This is a genomic window from Pseudomonas gingeri (genome assembly GCF_013386115.1).
GTDB lineage: Bacteria > Pseudomonadota > Gammaproteobacteria > Pseudomonadales > Pseudomonadaceae > Aquipseudomonas > Aquipseudomonas gingeri.
On the sequence record NZ_JACAOR010000013.1, the window covers coordinates 67,356 to 89,952 of the forward strand.

The following is a 22,597-nucleotide window of genomic DNA, read 5'->3' on the forward strand; positions in this document are numbered from 1 at the left end:
CTAAGACCAAGCGGGCCGTCCTACAGGTTTAAAAACGAATGAATGCTCTAGCCCGCCGCGCTGCTGGCCTGTTGCTCAGCACGCTCTGTCTGCCGCTTTCAGCCCTGGCTGCCGATCCACAACCGACCCACGAGTTCACCCTCGACAACGGCCTGAAGGTCGTCGTCCGTGAAGATCACCGCGCCCCCGTGGTGGTTTCGCAGATCTGGTACAAGGTCGGCTCGAGCTACGAGACGCCGGGCCAGACCGGCCTTTCCCATGCCCTGGAACACATGATGTTCAAGGGCAGCGAGAAAGTCGGCCCCGGCGAAGCCTCGCTGATCCTGCGGGACCTGGGGGCCGAGGAAAACGCCTTCACCAGCGACGACTACACGGCCTATTACCAGGTCCTGGCCCGTGATCGCCTGGGTGTCGCCTTCGAACTGGAAGCCGACCGCATGGCCAGCCTGCGCCTGCCGGCCGACGAGTTCAGCCGCGAGATCGAAGTGATCAAGGAAGAACGCCGCCTGCGCACCGACGACAAGCCGATGGGCAAGGCCTACGAGCGCTTCAAGGCCATGGCCTACCCGGCCAGTGGCTACCACACGCCGACCATCGGCTGGATGGCCGACCTCGACCGCATGAAAGTCGAGGAACTGCGCCACTGGTACCAGTCCTGGTACGTGCCGAACAACGCCACCCTGGTGGTGGTCGGCGACGTGACCCCGGATGAAGTGAAGAACCTGGCCCAGCGCTACTTCGGCGCGATCCCCCGGCGCGACACGCCGCCGGCGAAGATTCCACGCGAGCTGGACGAACCCGGCGAACGGTTGATCACCCTGCATGTGAAGACCCAGCTGCCGAGCCTGATGCTCGGGTTCAACGTGCCAAGCATCGCCACCGCCCAGGACCCGCGTTCGGTCAACGCCCTGCGCCTGATCGCCGCCCTGCTCGACGGCGGCTACAGTGCCCGCCTGTCCTCCCAGCTGGAACGTGGCGAAGAGCTGATCTCCGGCGGTTCGGCCAGCTACGACGCCTACACCCGTGGCGACAGCCTCTTTACCCTGTCGGCGACGCCGAACACGCAGAAGAAGAAAACCCTGGCCGATACCGAAGCCGGCCTCTGGCGCCTGCTGGACCAGCTGAAGACCAAGCCGCCCACCGCCGAGGAACTGGAACGCGTGCGCGCCCAGGTCATCGCCGGGCTGGTCTACGAGCGTGATTCCATCACCAGCCAGGCCACCGCCATCGGCCAGCTGGAAACCGTCGGCCTGTCCTGGAAACTGATGGACAGCGAGCTGGCCGAACTGCAAAGCGTGACGCCGGAGGATATCCAGAAGGCCGCTCGCACCTATTTCATCCGCGAACGTCTCAGCGTCGCCCATGTATTGCCCGAGGAGACCCGCCCATGAGCAAGCCCAAGGGTTCCCGTTTCACCCTGCTCGGCCTGGCCCTGATCGTGACCGCCGGCAGTCTCGGCCTGTCCCTGCTCGGCACCCGCGTCGCCCTGGCCAGCGAGGCGCTGGAAGAGGCCAGGTCGGGCCACAAGCTGCAATCGCTGGCCGAACTCGATGACAAGGCCCCGGCGCGGCGCACCTTGAACGTGCAGACCTGGAACACCGCCGAAGGCGCCAGGGTACTGTTCGTCGAGGCCCATGAGCTGCCGATGTTCAACCTGCGCCTGACCTTCGCCGCCGGCAGCAGCCAGGACGGCAAGACCCCCGGCCTGGCCGTGCTGACCAACGCCATGCTCAATGAAGGCGTGGCCGGCAAGGACGTCGGTGCCATCGCCCAGGGCTTCGAAGGGCTCGGCGCGGACTTCGGCAACGGTGCCTACAAGGACATGGCGATTGCTTCGCTGCGCAGCCTCAGCGCCGCTGACAAACGTGAACCGGCACTCAAGCTGTTCGCCGAAGTCGTCGGCAAGCCGACCTTCCCGGCCGGCTCACTGGCGCGGATCAAGAACCAGTTGCTGGCCGGCTTCGAGCTCCAGAAGCAGAACCCCGGCAAGCTGGCGAGCCAGGACCTGTCCCAGCGCCTGTATGGCGAGCATCCTTATGGCCATGCCAGCGAGGGCACGGCGAAAAGCATCCCGCCGATCACCCTCGCGCAACTGCGGGCGTTCCATGCCAAGGCCTATGCCGCCGGCAACGTGGTGATCGCCCTGGTCGGCGACCTCTCGCGCAGCGAAGCCGAAGCCCTGACCGCCCAGGTCTCGGCCGCCCTGCCGAAAGGCCCGGCCCTGGCGAAAATCGCCCCGGCCAAGGACCCGCAACCCGGCACCGGGCATATCGAGTTCCCGTCCAAGCAGACCACCATCCTGCTGGCACAGATGGGTATCGACCGCGCCGACCCCGACTACGCGGCCCTGTCACTGGGCAATCAGATTCTCGGCGGCGGCGGCTTCGGCACGCGCCTGATGAGTGAAGTCCGGGAAAAACGCGGCCTGACCTACGGGGTCTACTCCGGGTTCAGCCCGATGCAGGCCCGCGGCCCCTTCATGATCAACCTGCAGACCCGTGCCGAGATGAGCGAAGGCACGCGCAAGCTGGTCGAGGAAGTCCTGGCCGACTACCTGAAGTCCGGTCCGACCCAGAAGGAACTCGACGATGCCAAGCGCGAAATGGCCGGCAGCTTCCCGCTGTCCAACGCCAGCAACAGCGATATCGTCGGCCAACTGGGCTCCATCGGTTTCTATGACCTGCCGCTGAACTATCTGGAAGACTTCATGCAGCAGACCCAGGCGCTGACCGTCGAGCAGGTCAAGGCGGCCATGAACAAACACCTGGATGTCGACAAGATGATCGTCGTCACCGCAGGTCCCACGGTGCCGCAAAAGCCGTTGCCGCCGCCGACTGACAAACCCGCCGAGCAGCCACTCGGGGTTCCGGAGCACTAATGGCCAGTTCATCACGTCCCAGCAAGAAACCCGCGCACACGCATAACGGCGTGAACCAGTTGCGTATCATCGGTGGCGAATGGCGCAGTCGGCGCCTGAGCTTTCCCGATGTCCTGGGCCTGCGGCCGACTCCGGACCGCGTGCGCGAAACCCTGTTCAACTGGCTCGCGCCCTATGTGGCCGGGGCCAAGGTGCTCGATCCGTTCGCCGGCAGCGGCGCCCTGTTCCTCGAGGCCCTGTCCCGTGGCGCCGCCATGGGCCAGGCGCTGGATGCCAGCAATGTGGCGGTGTCGAGCCTGCGCGAACACCTGGGCACCCTGCGTTGCAGCGTCGGCCAGGTCCAGACCGCCGACGCCCTGCGCTACCTGGAGACCCAGGCGGCCACGGCATTCGACCTGGTGTTCCTCGACCCGCCGTTCAACCAGAACCTGCTGCCGGGCGTCTGCGCCCTGCTGGAAGAACGCCAGTGGCTGGCCGATGACGCCTGGGTCTATACCGAAAGCGAAACCGCGCCCTCGACCCTCGGCCTGCCGGGCAACTGGCGCCTGCACCGCGAGCAGAAGTCGGGGCGGGTCTACTACGCGCTGTGGCAACGCAGCGTAGCAGCGCTGTAGACCGCTCCCCGATGACGGCCCGGTGATCCCCGGGCCGTCATCACTATTCCTGTACCGCCATCGCCCCCGCCAGCCGGATCACTGTGTGCCTTCGAAAACCGCAAGGACACAAGGATCCCTCACCGATGAAACGCCCCACCCTGCGCCTCGCGCTCGGCCTGCTCCTGCCGCCGGCCGTCGCCCTCGCCGCCCCTCCCATGCCCGACACCCACGAACTCAGGCTGGACAATGGCCTGAAAATCATCGTGCGCGAAGATCATCGGGCCCCCGTCGTGGCCGCCCAGCTCTGGTACAAGGTCGGCTCCAGCCACGAACCGCCGGGAGCGTCAGGCCTTTCCCACGCGCTGGAGCACATGCTGTTCCAGGGCAGCAGCAAAGTCTGCCCCGGCCAGGCGCTCCAGGTCATGGAGCGCCTGGGGGCCGAGATCAACGCCTTCACCAATCATGACGCCACCACCTACGAATACCTGATGCCGCGCCAGGTCCTGGGCGTCGCCCTGGAAATCATGGCCGATCAGATGAGCTCCGCCCGACTTTCGCCTGCCGCCTTTCGACGGGAAATCGAGGTGATCAAGAACGAGCGGCTGCAGAACATCGATGATGTCCCCTGGGCAATACTCGACGAGAAGATGCGCAGCATCGCCTTTCCCAGCAGCGGCTATCGCACCTCGACCGTCGGTTGGCAACACGACCTGCACCGCATGAATACCCGGCAACTGCAAGGCTGGTACGCCAGTTGGTACGCGCCGAACAATGCCACCCTGGTGGTGGTCGGCGATGTCACCCTCAAGGAGGTCGAGCCCCTGGCCCGGCGCTACTTCGCCGAGCTGCCCAGCCGGGCCCTGCCCGAGACCAGGCGTCCGCTGGAGCTGAACGAGCCGGGCGAGCGGCGGATCACGCTGCAGACCCACAATGAGTTTCCCAGCCTGATCATGGCCTTCAACGTGCCCAGCCTGGTGACTGCCAGCGACCCGCATACCGCGCACACCTTGCGCCTGCTCAACGAACTGCTCGGCGTCGGCCCCGGCTCGCGGATCTTCAGACAGCTGAAGTTCCGTGAAGAGCTGATCACCCGCGCGCACTCCCGCTACGAGGCCTTCAACCGCGGAGATGCCTTGCTGAAGATCGCCGTCGACCTGGATACCGAGAAAAATCCCGGCCTGGATGACATCGAGGCACGCCTGTGGCAACTGCTCGACGAACTCAAGCAATCGCCTGTCAGCGCGCAGGAACTCGAGCGCGCGCGGACCCGGATGATGGCGCAACGCATCTTTGCCCTCGACTCGGTGGAAAACCAGGCACAGAAACTCGGGGCCCTGGAAAGCGTCGGCCTGTCGTGGACCCTGGAAGAAGGCGAACAGGAACAACTGAAGGCCGTCACGCCCCTGGATATTCAACGCGCCGCACAAACCTATTTCACCCGCGAGCGGCTCAGCGTCGCCCTGGCCAGCCCTGGGAAAAACCCTCATGAATAAGGCTTATCCGCTGTTATCGAGCGTCCTGCTGACGCTGCTCGCCGCCCTCCCTGGCCCCGGTTCGGCAGCGCCTGCCGGCGTCGACCTGACGAGCGTCGATCCCCTGCAATCGCTGGACGAGGTCCGGCACCTGGCGCCCACCCCCACTACCCGCGTCGTGCGCGGCTGGAAAACCCTCAACGGGACCAAGGTGCTGTTCGTCGAAACCCATGGCCTGCCGTTGCTCGATGTGGCCGTGAGCTTTGCCGCGGGCAGTCGTTACGACGGCGAACAACCCGGGCTGGCGGCCATGACCCTGAGCCTGCTCAACGAAGGCTCCGAGGGTAAAGATGTCGACGCGATCATGACCGCGTTCGACAGCCTGGGAGTGAAGGTCAGCAATGGCATCGACCGCGATCATGGATTTTTCACCCTGCGCAGCCTCAGCGACGATTCCATCCGCACAGCGGCCCTGCAATTGTTGAGCGAAGTGCTGAGCAAACCCAGCTTCGGCAGCGATGCCATTCGCCGGGTAAAGAGCGAGATCCTCGACCAGCAAATGCGCCAGGATACCGCCTTCGACACCTGGATCAGTCACCGCTTCACACCGCCGCTCTACTCACGACACCCCTATGCCCAGCCGCTCTATGGCACCCGGGAAAGTATCGGGAATATCACGGTCGAGCAGCTACGGGCCTTTCACAAGAAGGCTTACAGCGCGGGCAACGCAATCATCGTGCTGGTCGGCGATCTCTCGCTGGAGCAGGCACAGAGCATCAGCGTGCAGATTTCCGACGCCTTGCCCAAAGGCCCGGCATTGCCACAGACCGCCAGCGCCCGGTCTGAAGACAGCACCGTCGGCACCACCCATATCGAACGACCGACCACCCTGGTGCACCTGGATTTCGCCCAGATCGCCGCGCCGCGCAGCCATCCCGACTACGTCGCCCTCTATGTGGCCAGCCTGATCTTTGGCGGCGGCTTCGACAGTCGCCTGATGACGGTATTGCGCGAACAGCATGGCGTCACCTACTCGGCGCTGGCCCAGCTCAAGAACTGGCAAGCCCGCGGCCCGTTCCACATCAGCCTCTCGACCCCTCCCGAATACCGTGAAGCGGTCATTGAGCGGGTCAAGCAGATGTTCGAACAGCTCCTGAGGGAGGGCCCGACCGAGCAGGAACTGCAGAACGCCCAGCAGAGTCTGCGCGGTGACATGGCGCTGGATGGCGCCAGCAATGCGGATATCCTACAGGCGTTGCTGGTGATCGCCCGTCACGACCTGCCCCTGAGCCTGACGGACTACGCCGAACAGGCGCAACGACTGACCCGCGAAACCATCAGGAGCGCCTTGAACGCGCATTTCGCCGCCGACAGCTGGGTGGTGACCAGTACCGGCCCCAGCGTCCCCCAGCAAGCCCTGCCCGATCTTCAGGTACAAGGGCCCACCTGCCAGCCCCGCGCCCTGTCGTCCGGATAAAAAGCTGCGGGAATGGACGGGACTGTGGCAATTTAGACGTATTGCACGCGCAAGCGTGGCTGCCATGGCGACTGGCATATGTCAGCGCCGGCCCTGTCCATTCCCACTCCGAGATTCGCTGCGTTGCCGTCACCTTCCCAGCCCATTCATTTGCCGGGCTTCACTCCCGCCCCAGGCCTGGGCAATCCGCACCTGCAGACCCTGTGGGGCCCCCTCTGGCGCAAGACCGTGCACCTGGACCGCCAGCGTGAACGCCTGTGGCTCGAAGACGGCGACTTCCTCGACCTCGACTGGCACGGCCCGCACGCCGCCGATACCCCGCTGGTGCTGATCCTCCACGGGCTGACCGGCTCGTCGAACTCGCCCTATGTCGCCGGCCTGCAACAGGCGCTGGCCAACCAGGGCTGGGCCAGCGTGGCGCTGAACTGGCGCGGCTGCTCGGGGGAACCCAACCTGCTGGCGCGCAGTTATCACTCCGGGGCCAGCGAGGACCTGGCGGCGACGATCGCCCATCTCAAGACCCTGCGCCCGCTGGCGCCCCTCTATGCCGTGGGTTATTCCCTGGGCGGCAATGTGCTGCTCAAGCATCTCGGGGAAAGTGGCGGGGACAGCGGCCTGCAAGGCGCCGTCGCGGTGTCGGTGCCGTTTCGCCTGGACCAGTGCGCCGACCGCATCGGCCAGGGGTTTTCGCGGATCTATCAGGCGCACTTCATGCGCGAGATGCTGGCTTATATCAAGAACAAGCAGCGCCAGTTCCAGCACGACGGCCGGATCGACGGCCTGGCGACCCTGAGCGATCTGGGACCGTTGACGGGCATGCGCACCTTCTGGGATTTCGATGGCCGGGTCACCGCGCCCCTGCACGGCTTTGCCGATGCCGAGGATTATTATCGCCGCGCCTCCAGCCGCTATTTCCTCGGTGAAATCCGCACCCCGACCCTGATCATCCAGGCGGTGGACGATCCCTTCGTGTTTCCCCACAGCCTGCCGGAACCCGGCGAGCTGGCGCCGGGCACTGAATTCGAACTACAGGCCAAGGGCGGCCATGTGGGGTTCGTCGACGGCTCGCTGGGCAAGCCGGGGTACTATCTGGAGCGACGCATTCCGCAATGGCTGGCCGCCCGGGAAGGTTGAGCGCAATGCGCGGGGTCTTTCTATCGACCCGATGATCGATCAGGCATATTCCTGGTAGGTGACAAAGCCCACCGGGGTGGCGATATCATTCAATAGCGGCACGGCTATCTGCCCATTCCCATAGCCTTCCGGCTGATCATGGGCCCAGGCAAACACCTCGGCTTCGAGATTCGCATCCACCTGCCAGTCTTCCAGCATTTCAATGTCGCGGTCCTGCAAGGGCTTATCGGCGAAACTCAGGGTTTCCATGCCTATTTCGTTGCCCTCGGCATCGAACCAGACCCATTCCGATTCCGGATCGAGCTTGTCGGTCAATCCAGCCCGGGGGCCGACGGTGTCCCGGGCGCTGTCTGCCAGCTCGTTGTACTCGGGACCTTGCAAGGCCCATGTCTTCATGTCCAGGGCGACGCCTATGTCCACGCCATGGTGCGGGTCTATGTCCCTGGCATAGATCTGATCCAGCACATCGGCCAGCGGCCCGACCTTGTCCTTGAGCGAGACCAGCGATTCGACGATCTCTGTCTCGGTCGCCGCCAGAAAACCTTCGAAATCGCTCATCCCCGCCTCGTGAACCAGGCGCAGGCCGAGCTCACGGATGTTGAAAAAGTTGCTGCCCGCGACCAGGCTGAACAGGTGGTCGATGCTGTCTGAAAACAGGCCCAATTGTGCGTCGGTCAGTTGATCGAGCGTACCGGAATCAAGATGACGGAAGATAAGCTGCGCCTGGGTCGAGATATTCGAGGTGGGGTGCAGCGCATCCCGAACAAGCTGCAGGGAAGCCTGATGCAGTTCGAGCGCCCGCTCCTCGAAGACCTTGCCGACCTCGGCGTCTTTGTCCGGCAACACGCTGCGACCGAGGGCGAGCATCTGCTGATGGCTGTTGTTCGCCAGGGCCTCGAAGTGCCTGGCCAGAGGCTCCATCTGCCCGCTGTAGCGTGGCTCGGCAGGGATTGCCCCTGCCCGTTCGGCCACGGCCCCTGGCGGTCCCGGATCGAACGGGTTATCCAACACGACCTGTCCCATAAAAATCTCCTGTCTGCGTTCTATCAAAGAGCTTTCTACAGCGTGGATAGCTCCACGCTCACAGGGGATTAGGCCCGCCAGGGAGTCAGGCGTGTATATAGATAAGTATTGATCGCCGCGGCAGTCAGTCGCCCGTCGCCACCGCTCGTTGCGGATCGGTGATCCACTCGCTCCACGAGCCGGCATACAGCGTCCCCAACGGATAACCCGCCAGGCTCAAGGCGAACAGATTGTGGCAGGCCGTCACCCCGGAGCCGCAGTACGCCACCAGCTCCCGCGGCGAACGGTCGCCCAGTTGCCCGGCAAATCGCTGCCTGAGCTGCTCGGCCGGCAGAAAACGCCCATCGGCACCGAGGTTGTCGCTGAACGCCGCGCACTGGGCGCCGGGGATATGCCCGGCAACCGGGTCGATCGGCTCGACCTCGCCACGAAAACGCGGCTGCGCGCGAGCATCGAGCAAGGTCAGGGAGGCCTGGCCGAGACGCTCTTGCAGTTGCTGCGCGCTGATCTGCAACGAGGGGTCCGCCGTGCCGCTGAAGGTCCCGCGGGTGGCTGGCGGCGGGTTCAGGCTCAGCGGCTGCCCGGCGCCATGCCAGGCCTTCAGGCCGCCATCGAGAATGAATACTCCGTTGCGCTTGCCCAGCCAGGCCAGCAACCACCAGGCCCGCGCCGCGTACATGCCGGGACCGTCGTCATACAGCACGATCTCGCTGTCGACGCTGACGCCCCAGGCTTGCAGGCGCTGCACCAGCGCCGTCGGCTCGGGCAGCGGATGGCGGCCGGTCACGCCCCGGGTCACCGGGCCGCTGAGGTCGCGCTCCAGGTCGGCGAAGTGCGCGCCCTCGATATGCCCCTGGGCATAGCTGCGCTGGCCGTAGTCCGGGTCTTCCAGGGCGAAGCGACAATCCAGGATCACCAACCCCGGCCGGGCCTGGCGCTCGGCCAGTTGCTGCGGGCTGATCAGTTGCGCAAGGGGCATGATGCATTCCTCGTAAGTGGGTAAAGAACAACGTTCATGATCATTCCTGCACGTCCTCCAGCGCCTGGGCCAGCGGGACGTAGAACTCGTTCAGCAGCTTGTCCACCGCCGCCCGGGCCTGGGCCGTGACAAATCCCGACTCCAGCACCAGCACCTGATACACCCCACGCTTGATCGACTCCTCGCTCAAGTGATTGGCGTTTTCCCGGGTGGTGCTCAGGAACCGGACCCAGGACGTCAGGATGATCCAGGCATTGAGGGTCAGTGATTCGGTCTGCACGGCGTCCATGGCCAGGATCCCGGCCTCGACAAAGCCGCCGTAGATCGCCTGCCCCTGGATCAGGCAACGCTGGGAAAACCGTCGATAGCGGGCCGCCAGTTCGGCATCGCTTTCCAGCAGGTGTTCGAGATCGCGATGCAGGAAACGATAGCGCCACATCGCCGCCAGCAGCGCCTTGAGATAGAAGCGCTTGTCGTCGATGGTCGCGACGCGGCCCTGGGGCGGGCGCAGGAAGCTGTCCACCAGCGCTTCGTACTCGGCGAACAGCACGGCGATGATCGCCTGCTTATTGGGGAAGTGGTAGTAGAGGTTGCCCGGCGAAATATCCATGTGCGCCGCGATGTGATTGGTGCTGACACTGCGCTCGCCCTGCTGGTTGAACAGATCCAGGCTGTTCTGGACGATGCGCTCACTGGTTTTTATTCGTGGGGCCATGACTTCAGCTTTACTTCAAGAGTGCGGTGCCAGGCATCTTACGACCTATCCGGCAGCGGATAAACGGTCGGCGTCGAACACGGCTGTTGACTTTTTGGAGTACAAGCTCTAAACATTTGTTTAAAAATAAAAACACATTTAATGGAGCGCGCCATGTCTGCCGAAATTGCCTACCTGCAGGAGTCACAGCAGCAACTGGGCGAGCTCCAGCGTCTGTTTCAGGTCCAGCGCCAGGCCTATGCGGCGCATCCGATGCCGCCGGCCGAACAACGCCGGCAATGGCTCGACAGCCTGCGCCAGTTGCTGAGCGACGAACGGCAGGCCCTGGTCGAGGCCATCAGCCACGATTTCGGCAACCGCAGCGCCGACGAAACCCTACTCGCCGAGCTGATGCCCAGCCTGCACGCTCTCCATTACGCCCGCCGGCATCTCAAGGGCTGGATGAAACCGGCGCGGCGCAAAGTCGGTCTGGCCTTCCAGCCGGCTTCGGCCAAGGTGGTCTACCAGCCACTGGGCGTGGTCGGGGTGATCGTGCCGTGGAACTACCCGCTGTTCCTCGCCATCGGCCCGCTGGTCGGTGCTCTCTCGGCGGGCAATCGGGTGATGCTCAAGCTCAGCGAGTCGACACCGGCCACCGGCCTGCTGCTCAAGGAATTGCTCGGCCGGGTGTTTCCCGAGGACCTGGTGTGCGTGGTGCTGGGCGAGGCGGAAGTCGGCATGGCGTTCTCCAAACTGCCGTTCGACCACCTGCTGTTCACCGGTGCCACCAGCATCGGCAAGCACGTCATGCGCGCCGCCGCCGAGAACCTGACCCCGGTGACCCTGGAGCTCGGCGGCAAGTCGCCGGCGATTGTCTCCAGCGATGTACCGCTCGAGGACGCCGCCGAACGCATCGCTTTCGGCAAGACCCTGAACGCCGGCCAGACCTGCGTGGCCCCGGACTATGTACTGGTCCCCGAAGAGCGCGTCGGCTCCTTCGTCGAGGCCTACCGCCAGGCGGTGCGCAGCTTCTACCCGAGCCTGGTCGACAACCCGGACTACACCAGCATCATCAACGAGCGGCAGTTGGCGCGGCTCAACGGCTACCTCAGCGATGCCACCAGCAAGGGCGCGCTGCTGATCCCGATGTTCGAGCAAGGCCAGCAACGCCGCATGGGCCACAGCCTGCTGTTGAACGTCAGCGACGACATGACCCTGATGCAGGATGAAATCTTCGGCCCGCTGCTGCCGATCGTCCCGTACAAGGGCCTCGATGAAGCATTTGCCTACATCAATCGGCGCCCTCGCCCACTGGCGCTCTACTACTTCGGCTACAACAAGGCCGAGCAGGCCCGCGTCCTCCACGAAACCCATTCCGGCGGTGTCTGCCTCAACGATACGTTGCTGCATGTCCCCCAGGAGGACCTGCCGTTCGGCGGTATCGGGCCGTCGGGCATGGGCCATTACCACGGCCATGAAGGCTTCCTGACCTTCAGCAAGGCCAAGGGCGTGCTGACCAAGCAACGCTTCAACGCCGCACGGCTGATCTACCCACCTTATGGAAAATCGATCCAGAAGCTGATCCAGAAGCTGTTTGTCCGCTGATCCGTGTCCCTTGCGTCAAAAACAACCACTCAGGTGAATAACAATAATGATCCCAAGCCTGTCCGAGTCCCCCGCGCTGTCCCGGCGCGGTCTGCTGAAAATCGGCCTCTGCGCCAGCGCCTTCCTGACCACCGCCGGGCTCGCGGCCAGCCTCGGCGGCTGCTCGGCGAGCGGGCCGGCCAGCGGCTTTGCGGTGCTGCAGACGGCTGACCTGCCATTCCTGCGGGCGCTGATCCCGGTGATGCTCGAAGGGGCCGTCAGCGCCGACAAGATGCCCGGCGCCGTCGAGCAGACCCTGGCGAGCCTGGACAAGAGCCTCGACCACCTGTCCCCGGAAATGCTCAAGCTCACCCGGCAACTGTTCGATGTGCTCGGCATGGGACTGACCCGTGGCCCGCTGACCGGCATCTGGGGCAGTTGGGAGAATGCCGGTGCCGAGCAGATCCAGGCTTTTCTCCAGCGCTGGGAAAACAGCTACCTGAGCCTGTTGCGCATGGGTCACGCCTCGCTGCTGCAACTGGTGATGATGGCCTGGTACAACCGCTCCGAGTCCTGGGCCCGCTGCGGCTATCCGGGACCGCCGAAGGTCTGAGGCGTGCTGGCGATCCCGGCGATGCGATTCGAAAGGGGACCGCGTCGATATCATCGCCAGCAAGCCGGTTCCTGCAGCGTTCGTGTTGAACACAAAATAATATAAAAGAGGCGTCACATGCCCGTACCCGATCTGTTCCGCGAAGGCCTCGCCCGCGGCTGGAAAACCTACAACGGCTCGCAACTGGACCACGACCTGAACCTGGAAGCCGACGTAGCCATTATCGGCAGCGGCGCCGGGGGCGGGACCACCGCCGAGATCCTCAGCGCCGCCGGCTACAAGGTCCTGCTGATCGAGGAAGGCCCGCTGAAAACCAGCAGCGACTTCAAGATGCTCGAAGACGAGGCCTACACCAGCCTCTACCAGGAAGGCATCGGCCGCATGAGCAAGGATGGCGCCATCACCATTCTCCAGGGCCGTGCCGTCGGCGGCACCACCCTGATCAACTGGACCTCGAGCTTCCGCACCCCGGAACCGACCCTCGAACACTGGGCCAGGGAACACAACGTCAAGGGCCACGGCAGCGCCGAGATGGCGCCCTGGTTCGAAAAAATGGAACAGCGCCTCGGCGTCGCGCCCTGGCTGGTGCCGCCCAATGCCAACAACGACGTGCTGCGCAACGGCTGCGAAAAACTCGACTACAGCTGGAAAGTCATCCCGCGCAACGTGCGCGGCTGCTGGAACCTGGGCTATTGCGGCATGGGCTGCCCGACCAACGCCAAGCAGTCGATGCTGGTCACCACCATTCCAGCGACCCTGGAGAAAGGTGGCGAACTGCTCTATCTGGCGCGCGCCGACCGCCTGCTGCTCGACGGCGACAGGATCACCGGCCTGCAATGCCTCGGGATGGATGCCCGCTGCGTCGCCCCCAACGGGCGCAGGATCAACGTCAAGGCCCGGCACTACGTGCTGGCCGGCGGCGGGATCAACAGTCCGGCGCTGCTGTTGCGCTCCAAGGCCCCCGATCCGCACGGGCGCCTGGGGAAGCGGACCTTCCTGCACCTGGTGAATTTCTCCGCCGGGCAGTTTTCCGAAGTGATCAACCCGTTCTACGGCGCGCCCCAGTCCATCTATTCCGATCATTTCCAATGGCTGGATGGCACCACCGGGCATATGTCCTACAAACTGGAAGTGCCGCCCCTGCAACCGGCCCTCGCCAGCACCCTGCTCGGCGGCTTCGGCCCGCAAAGCGCGCTGCGCATGGAACAGCTGCCGCACACCCATGTGATGCTGGCGCTGATGCGCGACGGTTTCCACCCGGACAGCCAGGGCGGCAGCGTCGAATTGCGCGGCGACGACACCCCGGTCCTCGATTACCCGGTCTCGCCGTACGCCTGGGACGGCCTGCGCCGGGCCTTCCACAGCATGGCCGAGATCCAGTTCGCGGCCGGCGCCAAGTCGGTGCTGCCGCTGCATGCCGATGCCGACTACGTGAACACCCTGGCCAAGGCCCGGGAACTGATCGACGGCCTGAGCCTGGAGCTGTACCGCACCCGCCTGGGCAGCGCCCATGTGATGGGTGGCTGTGCCATGGGCGAAGACCCGAAAACCGCGGTCACCGACAGCCTCGGCCGCCATCATCAACTGCGCAACCTGTCGGTCCACGATGGCTCGCTGTTTCCCACCAGCATCGGCGCCAACCCGCAGTTGTCGGTGTACGGGCTGACCGCCCAGCTGGCCACGGCCCTGGCCGAGCGCTTGAAAAACCCATGAGAAAGAGGATTATTCACGGCGTCTATAGGGCTTTCTTCCGTACGTCCTGACTTGGCCGACAGGATAGGCTGCGATACCATCCGATTCCCCAACGGACTCCCGCCAGGACGACGCGATGAACCGAGTGTTGTACCCAGGTACCTTCGACCCGATTACCAAGGGCCATGGCGATCTGGTCGAACGCGCCGCGCGCCTGTTCGACCACGTCATCATTGCCGTGGCCGCCAGCCCGAAGAAAAACCCGCTTTTTCCCCTGGAACAGCGTGTGGAGCTGGCCCGCGAGGTCACCAAACACCTGCCCAACGTTGAAGTGATGGGCTTTTCCACGTTGCTGGCGCACTTTGCCAAGGAACAGAACGCCAACGTTTTCCTGCGCGGGCTGCGTGCCGTGTCGGATTTCGAGTACGAGTTCCAGTTGGCGAACATGAACCGCCAGTTGGCACCGGAGGTGGAGAGCCTGTTCCTCACGCCGTCTGAACGCTACTCGTTCATTTCCTCGACGCTGGTGCGGGAAATCGCCGCGTTGGGCGGAGATATCACCAAGTTCGTCCACCCGGCGGTCGCCGAGGCCCTGAACCTGCGCTTCAAGAAATAACCCGGTTGGCGGCTCCGCGCCGCCGCCACGAACGGCGCACCCGAGGCCGGTCTTGTCGTGCCCGCGTGCACTGCGCGCGTCAATGCGGCACAATTGGCCCATCAGTTTTCACGTTGCCCGGGCTCGCCGCCCTGGCCGGAGTGCCCATGTCCCTGATCATCACCGACGATTGCATCAACTGCGACGTCTGCGAACCCGAGTGCCCGAACGCCGCCATCTCCCAGGGCGAAGAGATCTATGTGATCGACCCGAACCTCTGCACCCAGTGCGTCGGCCACTACGACGAACCGCAGTGCCAGCAGGTCTGCCCGGTGGATTGCATCCCGCTGGATGAAGCCCATCCGGAAACCGAAGACGAATTGATGGCCAAGTACCGGAAGATCACCGGCAAGGCCTGACGGTGGGCGCCGGCTTGCCGGCTCCTGCGAAGGGCGTTATTGCTGCTGGTTGCCGTCAAACCCTTCCGCCGTGCAACCCAGGCAACGGGCGAACGCCGCCTTGCCCGGGTCGACCACCAATGCCTTGCCGGCCTTGCCCACGCCGCTGATACCACCGAACGCGGTAAACGGCAGCGACACCACGAAGGCCGCCGTACCGATCAGGGTCGCGCCCACCAGCAGCGGTCGCGCGATCAGCAGGTCGCCGATCATCGCGTAGGCCGGCGGGTTCTGGATCTGATAGGTCGGGTCGCCGCTGGTCCCGTCATCGGCCAGGGCCGGCAGCGCCTGCAAGCCAGAACTCAGGGCCAGCAACAAGGCCAGGGTGCGAAACGGGGTCATGGCTCTATCCTTCGGCTAAGCAACGGGAGGGCAAAGACTTACTATAGCGTCTGCGCACGGCCCAGGTCAGCTCTGACATTTCGGGCAATAGACACTGGCCCGCTGGCCGAGCTTGATCTCGCGCAAACCGCTGCCACAGACCTTGCAGTGCTCGCCGCCGCGCCCGTAGACGAACAGTTCCTGCTGGAAGTAGCCGGGCTGGCCGTCGCCACCGATAAAGTCGCGCAAGGTGGTGCCACCCCGCTCGATGGCATGGGCCAGGATCCGTTTGATCTCGATGGCCAGCCTGAGGTAGCGCGCCCGGGAAATACCCCCGGCTTCGCGACGCGGGTCGATGCCGGCGGCGAACAGCGCTTCGGTCGCGTAGATATTGCCCACACCCACCACCACCGCGTTGTCCATGATGAACGGCTTGACCACCATGGAGCGCCCACGGGACAGCTGGAACAACCGCTCACCATCGAACAGGTCGGTCAGTGGCTCCGGCCCCAGGCGAATCAGCAGCTCGTGATTGAGCGGGTCGAGGCTCCAGAGCATCGCGCCGAAACGGCGGGGGTCGGTATAACGCAGGGCCAGGCCCGACTCCAGCTCGATATCCACATGCTCATGCTTGGCCGCCGGCATGCCGACTTCCACCAGGCGCAGGTTTCCCGACATCCCCAGGTGGCTGATCAGGGTGCCGACCTCGGCATTGATCAACAGGTACTTGGCCCGCCGTTCGACCTGGACGATGCGCTGCCCGGAGAGGCGCACATCGAGATCTTCCGGGATCGGCCAGCGCAGGCGCCGGTCGCGGACGATCACGCGGCTGACCCGCTGCCCTTCCAGGTGGGGCGCGATACCGCGCCGGGTGGTTTCGACTTCGGGTAATTCAGGCATGGTGATTCCAGGTCAGGAAGTAGCGTGCTCTGAACTAATGAGCACCCAACTCGCGGATGTTCTCTCTGAGCGTCTCGAAGTCGTAGTCGGACAGGCCGACGTAATCGAGCACCAGGTGGCCGATGGCATTCCACTCGTGGTCTTCGGTCTGGTTGCCCAGGACCCGATGGGACGCGCAGATGTGCTCGGCCATTTTCAGGATCGCCAGCAGATTCTTCAACTGGCTGTTGCGTGTGCTCTCGTCGCTGAAGATCGCCAGCGCGTTGTGGTGGTTGGCGATGGCGTTGGTCACGTGTTCCGGCAGGCGCCAGGACTTGGCGGTGTAGTAGCCGACCACCGCGTGGTTGGTGTTGAACACCTGGTTTTCCGTGTCCACCACCCGCTGCTCCGGACCGGCCTTGGCGTAGGCCTGCTCCAGCACCGTCATATAGTCGGGGAAGCGCTTGAGCATCAGCGGAATCCCGCAATCGTGGAACAGGCCCAGGGCGTAGGCCTCGTCGATGGCCTGGGAACCGGTGCGCTTGGCCAGCGTCAGGCTGGTCATCGCCACGTCCTGGGCGGTGTCCCAGAAGCGGTTCAGGGTAACAATGGTTTCATCGGCCATTTCGCCCTTGATCGACTGCGCGTTGATCAGGTTGATGATCGAACGGCTGCCCAGCAGGTTCACCGCCCGCTGGATCGAGGCGATCTTGTTCGCCAGGCCGTAATAGGGCGAGTTGACGATTTTCAGCAACGCGCCGGAGAGACCGGGGTCCTGACTGATCAACCGGGCAATCACCTCCAGGTCCGGGTCGGGCATGTACTGCTCCATCTGCAAATCCACCATGATCTGCGGTTGAGGCGGCACGCTGATGCCTTGCAAGGCCTGTTGGATCTGTTCGGCTGAAAGTTCTTGGGACATGAGTACACACTCCGGGCGAGTCGGCGATTCTAGCGGAAAAGTTGTACCGGATGGGTGACCTGTACACTTCAATCACATGAAACATGACGACCCGGCGGCCGGCAACTCCCGCTATAATTCCGCTCTTTTTCCCGGAGCGACGTCATGTCCCTGCCTAGCCTACGCCTCAAAGCCAACGCCGACCGCCGCCTGCGCGCCGGTCACCTGTGGGTCTACAGCAACGAAATCGACGTGGCGGCGACTCCACTGCATGGCTTCAAGGCCGGCGACCAGGCCATCCTCGAAGCCGCCGGCGGCAAGCCCCTGGGCATCGTCGCCATGAGTCCGAACAACCTGATCTGCGCCCGCCTGCTGTCGCGCGACATCAAGTTGCCGCTGGACAAGTCGCTGCTGGTGCACCGCCTCAACGTGGCCCTGTCCCTGCGCGAGCGGCTGTTCGACAAGCCGTTCTATCGCCTGGTCTACGGCGATTCCGACCTGCTGCCAGGCCTGGTGGTGGATCGCTTCGGCGATATCCTGGTGGTCCAGCTCGCCTCGGCGACCATGGAACAGCACAAGGACGACGTGATCGCGGCGCTGGTCCAGGTCCTGAAACCCAGCGGCATCCTGTTCAAGAACGATTCGGCGGCCCGTGATGCCGAAGGCCTGGAGCGTTATGTCGAAACCGTCTTCGGCCTGGTGCCGGAGTGGGTAGCGCTGGAGGAGAACGGCGTGAAGTTCGAAGCGCCGGTGATGGAAGGCCAGAAGACCGGCTGGTTCTACGACCACCGCATGAACCGCGCGCGCCTGGCGCCTTATGCCAAGGGCAAGCGGGTCCTCGATCTGTTCAGCTACATCGGCGGCTGGGGCGTGCAGGCCGCGGCCTTCGGCGCCAGCGAAGTGTTCTGTGTCGACGCCTCGGCTTTCGCCCTCGACGGCGTGGAGCGCAACGCCGCGCTGAACGGCTTTGCCGAGAAACTGACCTGCATCGAGGGCGATGTCTTCGAAGCCCTGAAGGAACTGAAGTCCGCCGAAGAACGTTTCGACGTGATCGTCGCCGACCCACCGGCCTTCATCAAGCGCAAGAAAGACCTGAAGAACGGCGAAGGCGCCTACCGCCGCCTGAACGAACAGGCCATGCGCCTGCTCAGCAAGGACGGCATCCTGGTCAGCGCCTCGTGTTCGATGCATCTGCCCGAAGACGACCTGCAGAACATCCTGCTGACCAGCGCCCGCCACCTGGACCGCAATATCCAGCTGCTCGAACGCGGCGGCCAGGGTCCGGATCACCCGGTACACCCGGCGATCCCGGAAACCCGTTATATCAAGAGCATTACCTGCCGGCTGCTCCCCAATAGCTGAGTGATCGTCGACCCGCCCTGGATCAGGGCGGGTCGTGTAATACCTGGATATGACCGACATATAACTCGGACATACCCTACACATATCTCAATTGCCAACTCCCCCCACAAGACTACTATCACCATTACATCGCCTCGATAACCGAGATGATGATGTGGTGGAAATATCCGCACTCCCAAGGCTACCGGGTTGCACTTCTCGAAGCAGGCCACGTTTCGCAGACCTTTCAACTGACCGCCACCGCACTGGGCCTGAAGACCTGGGTGACGGCCGCATTGACCGAACAGAAAATCGAGCAATCGTTGAATCTGAGCGATTTGTGCGAGCAGCCGCTGCTTTTTGTCGGTGCGGGCTACAGCAACGGAGAAGCGCTCTGCGACGAACTCAGCGCACTGCTCCCCCATCCGTGAACCCATTCCCTCGCGCACCGCACCACCAGGAGGAGTCCAACGATGCAAGGTTCCGCCCCCACGTCCGCCCTGCAATCACGCCACTACAAACGCTCCTGCATCCTGCTGGTCACTTGCATATCGCTCATCAGCTTTTTCCCGCTCAATGTCCTGTTGCCGGCTTTTCCGGCCCTGGCAGAGCAGTTCAATACCTCAACGGTGGATATCGCCCTGGCCATCAGCCTGTTCACGCTGGTCTTCGCTTTCTCGCAGTTGGTGGCGGGCCCGCTCTCCGACAGGTTCGGGCGCAAGGAGGTACTGCTGGGATGCCTGGCTATTTCCTTCGTCGGCGCCCTCGGCTGTACCCTCGCCACGGACTTCACGGCCTTTCTCTTCTTCCGCGGTGTCCAGGCGCTGGGCTGCGGGTTCTTTGTGCTGGGGCTGGCACTGGTCGAAGACCTGTTCGACAAGGAAGAGCGGGCCCCCGTGCGCATCTATTACATGAGTTTCAGCGGGCTGTTCGTGGCGCTGTCACCCCTGCTGGGCTCCTGGCTGCTGGAGTCCTTCGGCTGGAGGAGCAGTTTCCATGCCTTTGCCCTGATCGCAGCGGCCATTTTCCTGCTGGCGCTGGGGGTCCTGACGTCAAGGCCGAAGGCACAGCCCCGGGAACAGGAACCGATCATGAATTCGATCCAGGCGATCCTCGGGCACGCAGACTTCCGCCGGTACTGGCAGATCGCGGCACTGGTGTTTTCCGCCTACTTCGCGCTGATCAGCGTGTCGCCGCTGATTTTCATGGATCAGCTGAAACTCTCCGAGTACCAGTACGCCATCGTGCTGCTCGTCTATGGCGCGGCCTATCTGTCCGGCGGATTCCTCGCCGTGTGGCTGCAAAGGCGCCTGGGCGTCAGGGCCCAGATCGATACCGGCCTGGTACTGCTGGGTTGCTCCGGCCTCGTCCTGCTGCTGATCATGCAACTTCAGGCCGTGTCGACAGCCACCCTGCTCATCCCCATGTGCCTCAGCGCCGTGGCCGTGACCGTCACCCGACCGGCGGCCATCTCGGCGGCGATGCTGCTGTTCTCCACGAATGCCGGCACGGCGGCGTCGACCGGCAACACCCTCATGTTCCTCGCCGCCGCCGCGACCAGCGCGGCACTGGCCATGGCGGGGCCCCATCTGCTGCCGGCCATCGCCACAGGCCTGGTGGTCTTCAGCGTCGCCGGCCTGCTGAGCAGTGCCCGGGTCAGCCGCTGAGCACCCTTGCACACAAGCGGCGGCGGGAATCCATAGCCGCGTGCTGAACCCAGGCTTCACACCCTTGAGCGCCCGGCCCATTCCTTCCACGCGCCAGCGGTGTAGAATCGCGCTATTCATCGCCAGTCATCCCCCGGCGGGTTTATGAGCTCAAGCTGAAACGCACGGCGATCCCGTGCGGCTATCGGCAGCTTTCGGACACACGGCCATTTCTGAGTGTTCCCGAGGTCAATAGAAGCTCACTCCCCATTTGATACCTGATTAGCCGCCCGGAGTGCTCCATGCCTGATTACCGCTCGAAAACATCCACCCACGGCCGCAACATGGCCGGTGCCCGCGCCCTGTGGCGCGCCACGGGGATGAAAGACGCCGACTTCAAGAAGCCGATCATCGCCGTCGCCAACTCGTTCACCCAGTTCGTGCCCGGCCACGTCCACCTCAAGGACATGGGCCAGCTGGTTGCCCGCGAGATCGAACGTGCCGGCGGCGTCGCCAAGGAATTCAATACCATCGCCGTGGATGACGGTATCGCCATGGGCCACGACGGCATGCTCTATTCGCTGCCGAGCCGCGAGATCATCGCCGACTCCGTCGAATACATGGTCAACGCCCACTGCGCCGACGCCATCGTCTGCATTTCCAACTGCGACAAGATCACTCCCGGCATGCTGATGGCCGCCCTGCGCCTGAACATCCCGGTGATCTTCGTCTCCGGCGGCCCGATGGAAGCCGGCAAGACCAAGCTGGCCGCCCACGGCCTGGACCTGGTGGACGCCATGGTCATCGCCGCCGACTCCAGCGCTTCTGACGAGAAGGTTGCCGAGTACGAGCGCAGCGCCTGCCCGACCTGCGGCTCGTGCTCCGGCATGTTCACCGCCAACTCGATGAACTGCCTCACCGAAGCCCTGGGCCTGGCGCTGCCGGGCAACGGTTCGGCCCTGGCGACCCACTCCGACCGCGAGCAGCTGTTCCTGCAGGCCGGCCGGACCATCGTCGAGCTGTGCCAGCGTTATTACGGCGACAACGATGAATCGGTGCTGCCGCGCAACATCGCCAACTTCAAGGCGTTCGAAAACGCCATGACCCTGGACATCGCCATGGGCGGTTCCACCAACACCATCCTGCACCTGCTGGCCGCCGCCCAGGAAGCCGAGATCGATTTCGACCTGCGCGACATCGACCGCCTGTCCCGCCATGTGCCGCAACTGTGCAAGGTCGCGCCGAACATCCAGAAGTACCACATGGAAGACGTGCACCGCGCCGGCGGGATCTTCAGCATCCTCGGCGAGCTGGCCCGTGGCGGCCTGCTGCACACCGACCTGCCGACCGTGCACAGCAAGACCCTGGCCGACGGCATCGCCAGGTGGGACATCACCCAGACCGACGACGAAGCGGTGCACACCTTCTTCAAGGCCGGCCCGGCCGGTATCCCGACCCAGACCGCGTTCAGCCAGTCGACCCGTTGGGAAACCCTGGACGACGACCGTGAAAACGGCTGCATCCGCAGTGTCGAGCACGCCTATTCAAAAGAAGGCGGCCTGGCCGTGCTGTACGGCAATATCGCCCTGGACGGCTGCGTGGTGAAAACCGCTGGTGTCGACGAGTCGATCCATGTGTTCGAAGGCAACGCGAAGATCTTCGAAAGCCAGGACAGCGCCGTGCGCGGCATCCTCGCCGACGAAGTGAAGGCCGGCGACATCGTGATCATTCGCTACGAAGGTCCGAAAGGCGGTCCGGGCATGCAGGAAATGCTCTACCCGACTTCCTATCTGAAATCCAAGGGCCTGGGCAAAGCCTGCGCCTTGTTGACCGACGGTCGCTTCTCCGGCGGTACGTCGGGCCTGTCCATCGGTCACGCTTCTCCGGAAGCCGCCGCCGGTGGCGCCATCGGCCTGGTGCAGGATGGCGACAAGGTACTGATCGACATTCCGAACCGCTCGATCAACCTGTTGATCAGCGACGAGGAAATGGCCGCCCGCCGTGCTGAGCAGGACAAGAAAGGCTGGAAGCCGGTGGAAAGCCGCCCACGCAAGGTGACCACTGCACTGAAGGCCTACGCACTGCTCGCCACTAGCGCCGACAAGGGTGCGGTCCGCGACAAGGCAATGCTGGACAAGCTGGTGCCGTAAGTACCGCGGCGTCCATGAAAAACCCGGCCGAGGCCGGGTTTTTTATTGCCTGTCTGATTAGCCGTGATGACTGGCTATCCGTGAAGCTTTTAGCGACCTTGCGGCCCTCTTCGCGGGCAAGCCCGCTCCCACGGCAACAAGGCGTAGCCCCTACAGGAAGATCC

The 22,597-nt window shown here is 64.0% G+C and carries 21 protein-coding genes; 15 read left to right on the forward strand and 6 right to left on the reverse strand.

What is annotated here, in order from left to right; translation table 11 throughout:
* Positions 1-38 precede the first annotated feature (38 nt).
* From HX881_RS24400 to HX881_RS24425, 6 genes are all read left to right on the forward strand, one after another.
* Positions 39-1,391: a M16 family metallopeptidase gene (locus tag HX881_RS24400; RefSeq protein WP_042934812.1), complete on the forward strand. Its 1,353-nt coding sequence runs from the start codon at positions 39-41 to the stop codon at positions 1,389-1,391.
* Entirely contained in the window at positions 1,388-2,878 is a 1,491-nt protein-coding gene (locus HX881_RS24405) for a M16 family metallopeptidase (RefSeq protein ID WP_177087064.1), read from the forward strand. The genes HX881_RS24400 and HX881_RS24405 overlap by 4 nt, the downstream gene beginning before the upstream one ends.
* On the forward strand, positions 2,878-3,492 hold the full coding sequence (gene rsmD, locus HX881_RS24410) for a 16S rRNA (guanine(966)-N(2))-methyltransferase RsmD (RefSeq protein ID WP_017124875.1): 615 nt from the start codon (positions 2,878-2,880) through the stop codon (positions 3,490-3,492). The genes HX881_RS24405 and rsmD overlap by 1 nt, the downstream gene beginning before the upstream one ends.
* 125 nt (positions 3,493-3,617) lie before the next feature.
* The gene (locus HX881_RS24415) at positions 3,618-4,967 is read left to right on the forward strand and encodes a M16 family metallopeptidase (RefSeq protein WP_177087066.1); all 1,350 of its coding nucleotides are present in this window, start codon (positions 3,618-3,620) and stop codon (positions 4,965-4,967) included.
* Positions 4,960-6,423: a M16 family metallopeptidase gene (locus HX881_RS24420; RefSeq protein ID WP_177087068.1), complete on the forward strand. Its 1,464-nt coding sequence runs from the start codon at positions 4,960-4,962 to the stop codon at positions 6,421-6,423. Before HX881_RS24415 ends, HX881_RS24420 begins: the two co-directional genes overlap by 8 nt.
* Positions 6,424-6,546: 123 nt before the next feature.
* Positions 6,547-7,557 carry a hydrolase gene (locus HX881_RS24425; protein WP_246356575.1) on the forward strand — a complete coding sequence of 337 codons (1,011 nt, stop codon included), beginning with the start codon at positions 6,547-6,549 and terminating at the stop codon, positions 7,555-7,557.
* A 39-nt stretch (positions 7,558-7,596) separates the two neighbouring features.
* Here HX881_RS24425 and HX881_RS24430 read toward each other — a convergent pair whose 3' ends face one another.
* The 3 genes from HX881_RS24430 to HX881_RS24440 form a co-directional block, all read right to left on the reverse strand.
* Positions 7,597-8,580, reverse strand: coding sequence for a hypothetical protein (locus HX881_RS24430; protein WP_177087072.1), 984 nt, complete (start codon positions 8,578-8,580; stop codon positions 7,597-7,599).
* Between the two features lie 124 nt (positions 8,581-8,704).
* Positions 8,705-9,559 (reverse strand): sulfurtransferase, encoded by an 855-nt coding sequence (locus tag HX881_RS24435; RefSeq protein WP_177087074.1) that lies wholly within the window; start codon positions 9,557-9,559, stop codon positions 8,705-8,707.
* 40 nt (positions 9,560-9,599) lie between these two features.
* Positions 9,600-10,274: a TetR/AcrR family transcriptional regulator gene (locus tag HX881_RS24440; protein ID WP_017124880.1), complete on the reverse strand. Its 675-nt coding sequence runs from the start codon at positions 10,272-10,274 to the stop codon at positions 9,600-9,602.
* A 153-nt stretch (positions 10,275-10,427) separates the two neighbouring features.
* Between HX881_RS24440 and HX881_RS24445 the strand changes: the two genes are divergently transcribed.
* The 5 genes from HX881_RS24445 to HX881_RS24465 all read left to right on the forward strand — a co-directional run bounded on the left by HX881_RS24445 (position 10,428) and on the right by HX881_RS24465 (position 15,156).
* Complete coding sequence (locus HX881_RS24445; protein ID WP_177087076.1) at positions 10,428-11,858, forward strand: coniferyl aldehyde dehydrogenase; 1,431 nt, start codon at positions 10,428-10,430, stop codon at positions 11,856-11,858.
* Positions 11,859-11,904: 46 nt separating this feature from the next.
* A complete protein-coding gene (locus HX881_RS24450) occupies positions 11,905-12,450 on the forward strand; it encodes a twin-arginine translocation pathway signal protein (RefSeq protein WP_177087079.1) in 546 nt (181 codons plus the stop codon).
* A 117-nt stretch (positions 12,451-12,567) separates the two neighbouring features.
* Positions 12,568-14,163, forward strand: a complete 1,596-nt coding sequence (locus tag HX881_RS24455) for a GMC family oxidoreductase (protein ID WP_103032762.1) — start codon at positions 12,568-12,570, stop codon at positions 14,161-14,163.
* Positions 14,164-14,278: 115 nt separating this feature from the next.
* Entirely contained in the window at positions 14,279-14,758 is a 480-nt protein-coding gene (gene coaD / locus HX881_RS24460) for a pantetheine-phosphate adenylyltransferase (protein ID WP_017124884.1), read from the forward strand.
* A gap of 146 nt (positions 14,759-14,904) precedes the next feature.
* Positions 14,905-15,156 (forward strand): YfhL family 4Fe-4S dicluster ferredoxin, encoded by a 252-nt coding sequence (locus HX881_RS24465; RefSeq protein ID WP_017124885.1) that lies wholly within the window; start codon positions 14,905-14,907, stop codon positions 15,154-15,156.
* Between the two features lie 36 nt (positions 15,157-15,192).
* Here HX881_RS24465 and HX881_RS24470 read toward each other — a convergent pair whose 3' ends face one another.
* From HX881_RS24470 to HX881_RS24480, 3 genes are all read right to left on the reverse strand, one after another.
* Complete coding sequence (locus HX881_RS24470; RefSeq protein ID WP_017124886.1) at positions 15,193-15,537, reverse strand: hypothetical protein; 345 nt, start codon at positions 15,535-15,537, stop codon at positions 15,193-15,195.
* A 66-nt stretch (positions 15,538-15,603) separates the two neighbouring features.
* Complete coding sequence (mutM, locus tag HX881_RS24475; protein ID WP_177087081.1) at positions 15,604-16,416, reverse strand: bifunctional DNA-formamidopyrimidine glycosylase/DNA-(apurinic or apyrimidinic site) lyase; 813 nt, start codon at positions 16,414-16,416, stop codon at positions 15,604-15,606.
* Between the two features lie 34 nt (positions 16,417-16,450).
* Positions 16,451-17,263, reverse strand: a complete 813-nt coding sequence (locus HX881_RS24480) for an HDOD domain-containing protein (protein ID WP_177087447.1) — start codon at positions 17,261-17,263, stop codon at positions 16,451-16,453.
* 198 nt (positions 17,264-17,461) lie between these two features.
* On the opposite strand from HX881_RS24480, the gene HX881_RS24485 reads away from it, so the two are divergent.
* The 4 genes from HX881_RS24485 (at position 17,462) to ilvD (ending at position 22,433) form a co-directional block, all read left to right on the forward strand.
* Positions 17,462-18,658: a class I SAM-dependent rRNA methyltransferase gene (locus HX881_RS24485; RefSeq protein WP_103032763.1), complete on the forward strand. Its 1,197-nt coding sequence runs from the start codon at positions 17,462-17,464 to the stop codon at positions 18,656-18,658.
* 146 nt (positions 18,659-18,804) lie between these two features.
* Positions 18,805-19,068, forward strand: a complete 264-nt coding sequence (locus HX881_RS24490) for a nitroreductase family protein (protein ID WP_177087083.1) — start codon at positions 18,805-18,807, stop codon at positions 19,066-19,068.
* Between the two features lie 42 nt (positions 19,069-19,110).
* Positions 19,111-20,304: an MFS transporter gene (locus tag HX881_RS24495; protein ID WP_017124892.1), complete on the forward strand. Its 1,194-nt coding sequence runs from the start codon at positions 19,111-19,113 to the stop codon at positions 20,302-20,304.
* A gap of 281 nt (positions 20,305-20,585) precedes the next feature.
* Positions 20,586-22,433: a dihydroxy-acid dehydratase gene (ilvD, locus tag HX881_RS24500; RefSeq protein WP_177087085.1), complete on the forward strand. Its 1,848-nt coding sequence runs from the start codon at positions 20,586-20,588 to the stop codon at positions 22,431-22,433.
* The last annotated feature ends 164 nt before the right edge of the window (positions 22,434-22,597 follow it).

Coding starts and splice junctions, on each gene's coding strand:
- HX881_RS24445 (WP_177087076.1), top strand. CDS start 10,428: ATGTCTGCCGAAATTGCCTACCTGCAGGAGTCACAGCAGCAACTGGGC.
- HX881_RS24495 (WP_017124892.1), top strand. CDS start 19,111: ATGCAAGGTTCCGCCCCCACGTCCGCCCTGCAATCACGCCACTACAAA.
- ilvD (WP_177087085.1), top strand. CDS start 20,586: ATGCCTGATTACCGCTCGAAAACATCCACCCACGGCCGCAACATGGCC.
- HX881_RS24420 (WP_177087068.1), top strand. CDS start 4,960: ATGAATAAGGCTTATCCGCTGTTATCGAGCGTCCTGCTGACGCTGCTC.
- mutM (WP_177087081.1), bottom strand. CDS start 16,416: ATGCCTGAATTACCCGAAGTCGAAACCACCCGGCGCGGTATCGCGCCC.
- HX881_RS24485 (WP_103032763.1), top strand. CDS start 17,462: ATGTCCCTGCCTAGCCTACGCCTCAAAGCCAACGCCGACCGCCGCCTG.
- rsmD (WP_017124875.1), top strand. CDS start 2,878: ATGGCCAGTTCATCACGTCCCAGCAAGAAACCCGCGCACACGCATAAC.
- HX881_RS24440 (WP_017124880.1), bottom strand. CDS start 10,274: ATGGCCCCACGAATAAAAACCAGTGAGCGCATCGTCCAGAACAGCCTG.
- HX881_RS24400 (WP_042934812.1), top strand. CDS start 39: ATGAATGCTCTAGCCCGCCGCGCTGCTGGCCTGTTGCTCAGCACGCTC.
- HX881_RS24415 (WP_177087066.1), top strand. CDS start 3,618: ATGAAACGCCCCACCCTGCGCCTCGCGCTCGGCCTGCTCCTGCCGCCG.
- HX881_RS24465 (WP_017124885.1), top strand. CDS start 14,905: ATGTCCCTGATCATCACCGACGATTGCATCAACTGCGACGTCTGCGAA.
- HX881_RS24455 (WP_103032762.1), top strand. CDS start 12,568: ATGCCCGTACCCGATCTGTTCCGCGAAGGCCTCGCCCGCGGCTGGAAA.
- HX881_RS24490 (WP_177087083.1), top strand. CDS start 18,805: ATGATGATGTGGTGGAAATATCCGCACTCCCAAGGCTACCGGGTTGCA.
- HX881_RS24470 (WP_017124886.1), bottom strand. CDS start 15,537: ATGACCCCGTTTCGCACCCTGGCCTTGTTGCTGGCCCTGAGTTCTGGC.
- HX881_RS24405 (WP_177087064.1), top strand. CDS start 1,388: ATGAGCAAGCCCAAGGGTTCCCGTTTCACCCTGCTCGGCCTGGCCCTG.
- HX881_RS24430 (WP_177087072.1), bottom strand. CDS start 8,580: ATGGGACAGGTCGTGTTGGATAACCCGTTCGATCCGGGACCGCCAGGG.
- HX881_RS24435 (WP_177087074.1), bottom strand. CDS start 9,559: ATGCCCCTTGCGCAACTGATCAGCCCGCAGCAACTGGCCGAGCGCCAG.
- coaD (WP_017124884.1), top strand. CDS start 14,279: ATGAACCGAGTGTTGTACCCAGGTACCTTCGACCCGATTACCAAGGGC.
- HX881_RS24450 (WP_177087079.1), top strand. CDS start 11,905: ATGATCCCAAGCCTGTCCGAGTCCCCCGCGCTGTCCCGGCGCGGTCTG.